Below are 9,372 nucleotides of genomic sequence, written 5' to 3'. Positions count from 1 at the left end.
TGGTACACCCGAGTGGACTCGAACCACCGACCCCTACCATGTCAAGGTAGTGCTCTAACCAACTGAGCTACGGGTGCACTGTTTGAATTTCACTTTTTAGACTCTGTGAAAAGAGTGGTACACCCGAGTGGACTCGAACCACCGACCCCTACCATGTCAAGGTAGTGCTCTAACCAACTGAGCTACGGGTGCATCGTATTACTTATATCGAAACCGCTAAACGCATCTCGCTTTCGAACGAGCGCTATATTAGGGGGATAGCGAAAGGCTGGCAAGCAAAAAAACGAATTTTATTGTCAAATGGTGAATTGCTGTGCAACTTGCCCAGTGTTTCAGCAAAGTTACTGATAAAACGGCAAGTTAGGCTTCAAAGGTTGCAAAATTAAAAGAAATTAAACAAAACGGCGAGCTAATGCTCGCCGTTGATTCAGTGAATTATGTCCTATGTCAATGGTGCACGCTGTCGCCTTCAATCAGACTTAAATGTACGCCATGCTTTTGAATATAACGTAGACGGATAAAAAACAGCAGCGCCGCAGAGGTGAGACCTGCAATCAATCCTGCCCAAAAGCCATGGGCGCCCATGGCGGGTACGATAAAGTCGGTATACGCCAAGGTATAACCTAAGGTCATGCCGATTCCCCAATAGGAAAACAGCGTAATATAAAATGCACTGCGGGTATCCTTATATCCACGTAGTGCACCAGCGGCAACCACTTGGACTGAGTCAGATAGTTGATATAGCGCGGCCATCAACATCAAACTGCCCGCAAGTACCACCACTTCAGGATCGCTGTTATATAACTCGGCGATTTGAAAGCGGAATATCACCGTTAAGATTGCCGTCGATAAGGCCAACGATAGTGCCAACCACAATCCGACTTTAGCCACCACGGCAGAAATATCTGCACGATCGCGGCCAAGGTAGTAGCCAATACGAATCGAGACGGCAATACCAATCGACAGTGGCAACATAAATACAATAGCGGAGAAGTTCAACGCTATCTGATGACTTGCCACCACAGTTGCGCCTAATGGCGCCAGCAGCAGGGCGATAATCGCAAACAGACTTACTTCAAAAAATAACGCCATCGCGATTGGCATGCCGAGCTTGGTCATCTTCTTCATGGTGGTAAAATCGGGGCGATGGAATTGGCTAAAGGGTGCCAATGCGGCAAATTTCTTATGAAACTGCATATAAATCGTCATGGCGATCAACATGGCCCAAAATACCAATGCAGTTGCGACACCGCAGCCAGCGCCGCCCATGGCAGGCACGCCGAAGTGACCATAAATAAAGATATAGTTTGCTGGAATATTTACGGCGAGCCCCACAAAACCGATGATCATGGTAGGTAAGGTATAAGAAATCCCCTCACTGCAACCACGCAATACTTGATAGAGCACAAATGCGGGCGCGCCCCATAAAATACCGTCGATATATCCTATGGTTAAGTTGTACAATTGGGGCTCTAAATTCATATGGCTGAGCACGAGTGGCGCGGATGCGAGAAACGCCATTACGCCAAGGCCACCAATTAAGGCTAAGTAGGCGCCTTGAAACGCCAAAGGTTGAATGGCTTTCTGATTATTTGCGCCATTGTGATGGGCAAATAATGGCGTAAACGCCATCAGTAGCCCTTGTACAAATAGAATTGCGGGCAACCAAAGACTGGTTCCCACGGCAACTGCGGCCATATCGACCGCACTGACGCGACCCGCCATTACAGTGTCGATAAACCCCATCATGGTTTGTGTCACTTGGGCGATCAACACTGGAAGTGCGAGTTGAATTAAGCGTTTGGCCTGAAAGCCTGAATGATTCATAAATACAGCCTTTAACGAATAAGCGAGCAAAAAATGTTTACTGGTATAGTTCAAGCCACCTGTGAGGTGGTTGCAATACATAAGAAAGATGGCCTCAATACCCTTGAGGTAGCGTTTAAACCTGATTTGCATGAGGGACTTGCGATTGGAGCAAGTGTGGCAAATAACGGGGTATGTCTGACGGTGACTCAGGTTGTTGATGATAGGGTATTTTTCGACGTAGTGGAAGAGACCTTAAGATTGACTAACTTGGCAAATTTATCCGTTGGGCAGCGCGTTAACATTGAACGCTCTCTGACTTTTGGAAGCGAAATCGGCGGCCATATCCTATCTGGACACATTCATACCAAGGCAAAAGTCAGTCACATTAGTCACACCGAGCAGCATTATGATCTGACCTTAAGCGTAGAGCCTAAATGGATGAATTATATTCTCTATAAAGGCTTTGTTGGGGTCAATGGTTGCAGCCTTACCGTTGGCGAGGTGACCGAGAGTACTTTTATGCTGCACTTGATCCCAGAAACTCTTAAATTGACCAATTTAGGCCAATGTCAGGTTGGTGATGAGTTAAATATCGAAATTGATAGCCAAACCCAAGCCATCGTCGACACAGTTGAGCGTGTGCTGGCTAAACGTTTTAGCAACCAATCTTAATCAACATGCCTAATAAATTTGCTCGTCGTCCGAGTCAATATATAACTCTATGGTTCGGCGGGCATCATCCACATGTAAACGCAGGTGGATGGGGTTACAACAAATTCGGCAGTCATCGTAATAATCCTGATCGCCGCTGCTGGCATCAATACTAATATGTTGATGGTGTCCGCAGTGGGGGCAGGCAATGACTTTATTCATGATCCTCATGGCGCAACTCCTCGCTAACGAAGGGATGACATTTGTCGCTAAGCCTTCACACTGGCTTTGTTTGAGTATACAAGAATGTGCCGTGGCAGCTTAGATAAAGTCGATATCAAAATCTCATTAACTAGATTTTTCCATTCAGCTCAGCGCTTGGTACTTTTTTCACTAAAATTTTCTAGCGTAAGAACCGTCAAGCATGTGCACCAGTTAAGTTAACTCAATCCTTTACAGTCATCAGTTCGACAGGCGCCGTCGGTAATATGCCTTCCTCTATATTGTCACTAATGGCCTGCGATAGTCGTTCTATCTGTAGCAAAAGCTCGGCATGGATATCGGCCTGTAAGCCAATGGTGTCGAATTGTACATGTACTACAGTTTGGCTTTGAACCACTATCGGCTCAGATTGTATTTTTGGTATGGGGTTAACAGAGATTGGGTTCTGGGCGACTTGGTTAAGTGCAACCGTTAATAGGATACTCGTGAACATACCAACTACTTTTGCTTCATTATTTACAGCGATGTGACGGCAACGGCATTTGTTATGGCAAATAACAAAGAATCCCGCGGTCATTTAACGCGCATAGCGTAGGGGCGTTAGATGACTGCCACATGAACGATTGACTGCAATATGATGAATTAACGGCAAACTTCGCGGATTGGTTTTAATAAATGCATCGATTTGGGCGCTAACCCCAGCAATCGGGCCATTTAACTTGCGTGTATTAAAGACGATCCCGTAGAATAACTGCCTGCTACGCAAGGCGGCTAAGACTCCTGTACTGTCTTAACCTCGCGAGCATTACTCTTTTTACTTAATCACCATGTGGCCCTACGTGTGGGTCACCACTGGACAAGGATATTTCATGCCTGTAATTACACTTCCTGATGGTAGCAAACGCGAGTTTGCACATCCCGTATCGACTCTCGATGTTGCCGCTGATATTGGCCCTGGTCTTGCGAAAGCCTGTATCGCTGGTCGCGTGAATGGCGAACTCAAAGACGCTTGCGATCTTATCGAAATCGATGCTGAACTTTCTATTATTACCGCTAAAGACGAAGAAGGTATTGAAATCCTTCGCCATTCTTGTGCGCATTTATTAGGCCATGCAATCAAGCAATTATGGCCACAAACCAAGATGGCGATCGGTCCTGTGATCGATAACGGCTTCTACTACGACATCGATCTTGAGCATAAGCTGACTCAAGAAGATATCGAAGCCCTCGAAAAACGTATGCTTGAACTGGCAAAAACCAACTATGACGTAGTGAAACGCGTTGTAAGCTGGCAAGAAGCCCGTGATACCTTCGCCGCTCGCGGTGAAGAATATAAGATTGCGATTCTGGATGAAAACATTAGCAAAGATGCGACACCTGCTCTGTATCATCACGAAGAATACACCGACATGTGCCGTGGTCCTCACGTGCCAAACATGCGTTTTTGCCAGCATTTTAAATTGATGAGCATTGCCGGCGCCTACTGGCGCGGTAACTCTGAAAATAAGATGCTGCAACGTATTTACGGTACTGCATGGGCTGACAAAAAAGCCCTGAGTACCTATTTAACTCGTCTCGAAGAAGCGGCTAAACGTGACCACCGCAAGATTGGTAAGCAGCTCGATCTTTACCATATGCAAGAAGAAGCACCCGGCATGGTGTTCTGGCATAACGACGGTTGGAGTATCTTCCTCGAGTTAGAAAGATTCATTCGTCGCAAGTTAAATCAATACACTTACCAAGAAGTGAAAGGTCCACTCATGATGGACCGCGTACTGTGGGAGCGTTCTGGTCATTGGGATAAGTACTCAGAAGCCATGTTCACCACCAGCAGTGAAAACCGTGAATATGCGGTTAAGCCAATGAACTGCCCTGGCCACGTACAGATTTTCAACCAAGGTTTGAAATCTTACCGTGACTTGCCATTGCGTATGGCAGAATTTGGTTGCTGTCACCGTAATGAGCCTTCTGGTTCACTGCACGGCCTGATGCGCGTACGTGGTTTTACTCAAGACGACGCCCATATTTTCTGTACTGAAGAGCAAGTTCAAGCGGAAGTCAGCTCTTGTATCCAAATGGTATACGATACTTACTCTACCTTCGGTTTTGAAAACATCGTGGTAAAACTATCAACTCGCCCAGAAAAACGTATCGGTGACGATGCGATGTGGGATAGAGCTGAAGAAGCGTTGAAACAAGCCTTACGTGCTAATAATATTGAATTCACTATTTTACCGGGTGAAGGTGCCTTCTACGGTCCTAAGATTGAGTTCACACTGCACGACTGTTTAGACCGTGCATGGCAGTGCGGAACAGTGCAACTTGACTACGCATTACCAAGCCGTTTAGGTGCAACTTATGTGGCGGAAGATAATAGCCGTCAAACGCCTGTGATGATCCATCGTGCAATTTTAGGTTCGTTGGAGCGTTTCTTAGGTATTCTAATTGAAGAATATGCTGGTCGGTTCCCAACATGGTTAGCGCCAATGCAAGTTGTCGTGATGAATATCACCGACAAACAGGCTGATTATGTTGAAGAAGTGGTCAAATTCTTCAAAGAACAAGGTATTCGTGCCTCATTTGACTTGAGGAATGAGAAAATAGGCTTTAAAATACGCGAACACACCTTAAGGCGTGTCCCTTATTTATTGGTCGTTGGCGATCAAGAGATGGAAAATAAGGAAGTCGCGGTGCGTACTCGTGATGGCGTTGATTTAGGTAAGATGCGAATTGAAGATTTCGCCGCTAAAATCCATCAACAGATTTCGCTCCGTAGTCTCAAATTGTTGGAGGAATAGGTCATAAAGATCAAGAAAACAGCAGGGCGTCAGCTGGCCCCTAATAGAATCAATGAAGAAATCACAGGTGTACCAGAAGTACGCTTAACCGGCATTGATGGTGAAGCTATTGGTGTGGTGAGCATCAGAGATGCTCAGAATTTGGCAGATGAAGCAGGTGTAGACCTAGTTGAAATTAGTCCAAATGCTGAACCTCCAGTATGTCGCATTATGGACTACGGTAAGTTCCTGTTTGATAAGGCTAAGTCAGCCAAGGAACAAAAGAAGAAGCAAAAGCAGGTTCAGGTTAAGGAAATTAAATTCCGTCCTGGAACTGACGAAAACGACTATCAGGTAAAACTACGCAACCTGATACGTTTTCTGGAAGACGGGGACAAAGCGAAAATTACGCTGCGTTTCCGAGGTCGCGAAATGGCCCACCAAAATCTTGGTATGGATCTTTTGAACCGTATTAAGACTGATTTGGATGAGTATGCGGTTGTTGAATCTTTCCCGAAAATGGAAGGCCGACAAGCCATCATGGTGCTAGCGCCTAAAAAGAAATAAGTAGGGCAACCTATAAAAGTAGCGAAGGCTATATGCCTTCGCTCGCCTTGCTTTTTATTTAACATCCCAATGCGGAGTTTTAGTAATGCCTAAAATGAAAACCGACAGAGGTGTAGCGAAGCGTTTTAAGAAAACCGCTAATGGTTTCAAGCGCAAGCAAGCCCATTTACGTCACATTCTGACCAAAAAGAGCACTAAGCGTAAGCGTCACTTACGTAACAAGTGTTTAGTTGCCAAAGTTGACGTTCCAGCAATCGCGCGTCAATTACCATACGCTTAATTTAGGAGATTAGAAAATGCCAAGAGTTAAGCGTGGTGTAACCGCACGTGCTCGTCACAAGAAAGTTTTAAAATTAGCTAAAGGTTATTATGGCGCTCGTAGCCGTACTTACCGCGTTGCTGTTCAAGCAGTAACTAAAGCTGGTCAATATGCTTACCGTGACCGTCGTCAGAAAAAACGTCAATTCCGCCAACTGTGGATTGCACGTATTAATGCTGCAGCTCGTCAAAATGGTCTGTCTTACAGCCGTTTCATCAACGGTCTGAAAAAGGCGTCTATCGAAATCGATCGTAAGATTTTGGCTGACATCGCTGTATTCGACAAAGTTGTATTCGCAACTTTAGTTGAAAAAGCAAAAGAAGCGTTAAACTAAGCAATTAGTTTGTCGCACTTAAGAGGGGACCATTTGGTCCCTTTTTTTGTTGCTGTTTTTAGCCACAACATGCAGATAAAAAATAGCAGGCTAAGGTAGTTAACCTATGCCTGCTATTATTTGAGTCTAGATAAGACCTACAGTAGATTATTTCTTCGCGTCTAAGTAACGCTCGGCATCTAATGCTGCCATACAACCTGTACCCGCAGAGGTAATCGCTTGACGGTAATGTTGATCCATCACATCTCCTGCGGCAAACACACCTTCTATACTGGTTTGCGTGGCGTTACCTTGGAGACCACTCTGCACCTTCAAATAGCCGTTGTTCATCTCTAATTGGCCTTCGAAAATCCCTGTGTTTGGGCTGTGACCAATGGCCACGAACACACCGGCAACGGCTAGATCAGTGATAGAACCGTCTTTGGTGCTCTTCATTTTTAGACCTGTTACACCCATTGCATCACCAACCACTTCTTCCATGGTTTGGTCGAGATGCAGGATAATGTTGCCGTTGGCGACTTTATCCATTAAACGGTCGATAAGAATTTTTTCTGAGCGGAAGGTGTCGCGACGGTGAATTAAGTGCACTTCGGCGGCGATATTGCTTAGGTATAGTGCTTCTTCAACGGCTGTGTTACCACCACCAATCACTGCAACTTTTTGATTACGATAGAAGAAACCATCACAGGTTGCACAGGCCGATACGCCGCGTCCTTTGAACGCTTCTTCAGACTCAAGTCCTAGGTAACGGGCAGAGGCGCCAGTGGCGATGATTAGCGCATCACAGGTATATTCGCCGTTATCGCCTTTTAAACGGAAAGGGCGCTCAGTTAGCGTCACTTCATTAATATGATCGAACAGAATTTCAGTATCAAATTTTTCCGCATGCTTTTGCATACGTTCCATTAATGCTGGACCCGTTAAGTCTTCTGCATCACCTGGCCAGTTTTCAACTTCAGTCGTGGTCGTTAACTGACCACCTTGCTGCATACCTGTGATCATCACAGGCTTTAAGTTTGCGCGCGCAGCATAAACTGCGGCTGTGTATCCTGCGGGACCTGAACCTAAAATCAATAGGTTACTATGTCTGACTTGGCTCATTTTTCTCTCCGTGCTTTTAGCAAATTGCATGGATTGTAGGGAATTTACCTGTAGGGGTAAAGCGATGTTTGGTGATTCTTTTAGATTATGCTAATCGAATCCTAAGGCAAATTGTCAGCCTGAGTTTACTAAGGCTCTGGCTTAAAACCCGCGTGAGTGAAGATATTTGTGATCTGCATAAAAAATCGGCCTCAACAGAGTGAGGCCGAACAAAGCAGAGTAGATCCGTGTGAACCTAGGCTCTCATATGATTAGGCTAATAAACTTGCTGGCGCTGTGTACTCAAGGTTTAATGCTTGAGCCACTTCTTTACAAACCAGTTTGCCGTGCATTACGTTCAAACCGTTCAGTAAGTGCTTGTCTTGTAACAGGGCGGCTTTATAACCTAAGTTAGCTAACTTAAGAATATAAGGCAGAGTTGCGTTATTCAGAGCGAAGGTTGATGTGCGGGCTACAGCGCCTGGCATGTTCGCTACACAGTAGTGCACAACATCATCAACGATATAAGTTGGATCTTGGTGAGTCGTTGCATGGGAGGTTTCCACGCAACCGCCTTGGTCGATAGCAACGTCTACGATAGCACTGCCTGGTTTCATACGAGAAATCATGCTACGTGTCACCAGTTTAGGTGCCGCAGCACCAGGAATTAATACGCCACCAATGACTAAATCAGCTTCTAATACATGGCGCTCAATCGCATCGGCAGTCGAGTAAACCGCTTTAACTGCAGAACCAAATTGCATGTTTAAGCGACGTAGTGCATCGATGCTACGATCAAGCACAACTACATCCGCGCCCATACCGACAGCCATTTGCGCTGCATTAGTACCGACCATGCCGCCGCCAATGATCACAACTTTAGCTGGCTCAACACCGGGTACACCACCTAATAACATACCACGACCACCAGAAGATTTTTCCAGCGCCATCGCACCCGCTTGGATAGACATGCGGCCAGCCACTTCTGACATCGGGGCTAACAGCGGTAAGCCACCACGGTCATCGGTCACAGTTTCGTAAGCGATACATACGGCACCACTTTTAATTAAATCTTCAGTTTGTGGTAAATCCGGTGCTAAATGCAGATAAGTGAATAAAATCTGGTCATGACGCAGCATGGCGCGTTCAACTGCTTGAGGCTCTTTTACCTTTACAATCATCTCTGCTTTAGCAAAGACTTCAGCAGCAGTTGCTAATATTTTTGCGCCTGCATCAATATAATCCTGATCAGTAAAACCAATTCCCGTGCCGGCATTCGTTTCTACAAACACTTCATGACCTTTGATTGTCAATTCGCGAACGCTTGAAGGAACCATACCGACACGATACTCGTGGTTTTTAATTTCCTTTGGTACACCAATAATCATTTTTGAGCCTCAATTGCCTGAAAAACCCACTTTTAATGGGCATAATTGTTATTTTATCGTGACCTGAACGTGATTAATTCAGGGATATCTAGTATAGTATCGGCGACGCAGTTTATGCTGCTGAACTTTAGACATACGTAGAATAAAATGTTGTTTTAGTGATAAAGCAAGGTTAAATAAATGGCATATAATAAAAAGAGTCCTGTAAAAGACTTGGATCGCATC

Annotated in this window: 10 protein-coding genes and 2 tRNA genes; 5 read left to right on the top strand and 7 right to left on the bottom strand. The window is 45.3% G+C overall.

Annotated elements, in window-relative coordinates:
• From L976_RS13035 to L976_RS13025, 3 genes are all read right to left on the bottom strand, one after another.
• Nucleotides 1-77 (bottom strand) — tRNA-Val (locus tag L976_RS13035).
• Nucleotides 78-115: 38 nt separating this feature from the next.
• A tRNA-Val gene (locus L976_RS13030) sits at nucleotides 116-192 on the bottom strand.
• Nucleotides 193-447: 255 nt separating this feature from the next.
• Nucleotides 448-1,827, bottom strand: a complete 1,380-nt coding sequence (locus L976_RS13025) for an MATE family efflux transporter (protein WP_037427637.1) — start codon at nucleotides 1,825-1,827, stop codon at nucleotides 448-450.
• 33 nt (nucleotides 1,828-1,860) lie between these two features.
• On the opposite strand from L976_RS13025, the gene L976_RS13020 reads away from it, so the two are divergent.
• Complete coding sequence (locus tag L976_RS13020) at nucleotides 1,861-2,481, top strand: riboflavin synthase (RefSeq protein ID WP_037418419.1); 621 nt, start codon at nucleotides 1,861-1,863, stop codon at nucleotides 2,479-2,481.
• Between the two features lie 9 nt (nucleotides 2,482-2,490).
• On the opposite strand, the gene L976_RS13015 is transcribed toward L976_RS13020, so the two are convergent.
• Nucleotides 2,491-2,691 carry a CPXCG motif-containing cysteine-rich protein gene (locus L976_RS13015; protein ID WP_011622722.1) on the bottom strand — a complete coding sequence of 67 codons (201 nt, stop codon included), beginning with the start codon at nucleotides 2,689-2,691 and terminating at the stop codon, nucleotides 2,491-2,493.
• A gap of 214 nt (nucleotides 2,692-2,905) precedes the next feature.
• On the bottom strand, nucleotides 2,906-3,175 hold the full coding sequence (locus tag L976_RS13010; RefSeq protein WP_231570499.1) for a hypothetical protein: 270 nt from the start codon (nucleotides 3,173-3,175) through the stop codon (nucleotides 2,906-2,908).
• A 376-nt stretch (nucleotides 3,176-3,551) separates the two neighbouring features.
• On the opposite strand from L976_RS13010, the gene thrS reads away from it, so the two are divergent.
• The 4 genes from thrS (at nucleotide 3,552) to rplT (ending at nucleotide 6,679) form a co-directional block, all read left to right on the top strand.
• Nucleotides 3,552-5,480 (top strand): threonine--tRNA ligase, encoded by a 1,929-nt coding sequence (gene thrS, locus L976_RS13005; protein ID WP_037418422.1) that lies wholly within the window; start codon nucleotides 3,552-3,554, stop codon nucleotides 5,478-5,480.
• A 3-nt stretch (nucleotides 5,481-5,483) separates the two neighbouring features.
• Entirely contained in the window at nucleotides 5,484-6,026 is a 543-nt protein-coding gene (infC, locus tag L976_RS13000) for a translation initiation factor IF-3 (RefSeq protein WP_011072302.1), read from the top strand.
• Nucleotides 6,027-6,111: 85 nt separating this feature from the next.
• Complete coding sequence (rpmI, locus tag L976_RS12995) at nucleotides 6,112-6,306, top strand: 50S ribosomal protein L35 (protein ID WP_011072303.1); 195 nt, start codon at nucleotides 6,112-6,114, stop codon at nucleotides 6,304-6,306.
• Nucleotides 6,307-6,322: 16 nt separating this feature from the next.
• On the top strand, nucleotides 6,323-6,679 hold the full coding sequence (gene rplT, locus L976_RS12990; RefSeq protein WP_006081652.1) for a 50S ribosomal protein L20: 357 nt from the start codon (nucleotides 6,323-6,325) through the stop codon (nucleotides 6,677-6,679).
• A 147-nt stretch (nucleotides 6,680-6,826) separates the two neighbouring features.
• Here rplT and trxB read toward each other — a convergent pair whose 3' ends face one another.
• Both trxB and ald read right to left on the bottom strand, forming a co-directional pair.
• Complete coding sequence (gene trxB, locus L976_RS12985) at nucleotides 6,827-7,780, bottom strand: thioredoxin-disulfide reductase (protein ID WP_011622726.1); 954 nt, start codon at nucleotides 7,778-7,780, stop codon at nucleotides 6,827-6,829.
• A 251-nt stretch (nucleotides 7,781-8,031) separates the two neighbouring features.
• Nucleotides 8,032-9,147 (bottom strand): alanine dehydrogenase, encoded by a 1,116-nt coding sequence (gene ald / locus L976_RS12980; protein WP_037418428.1) that lies wholly within the window; start codon nucleotides 9,145-9,147, stop codon nucleotides 8,032-8,034.
• Nucleotides 9,148-9,372 lie beyond the last annotated feature (225 nt).

It is taken from the genome of Shewanella sp. ZOR0012 (assembly GCF_000798835.1).
GTDB lineage: Bacteria > Pseudomonadota > Gammaproteobacteria > Enterobacterales > Shewanellaceae > Shewanella > Shewanella xiamenensis.
The sequence above is the reverse complement of the archived record's forward strand: the minus strand, read 5'-3'. Positions and strand labels throughout refer to the sequence as shown.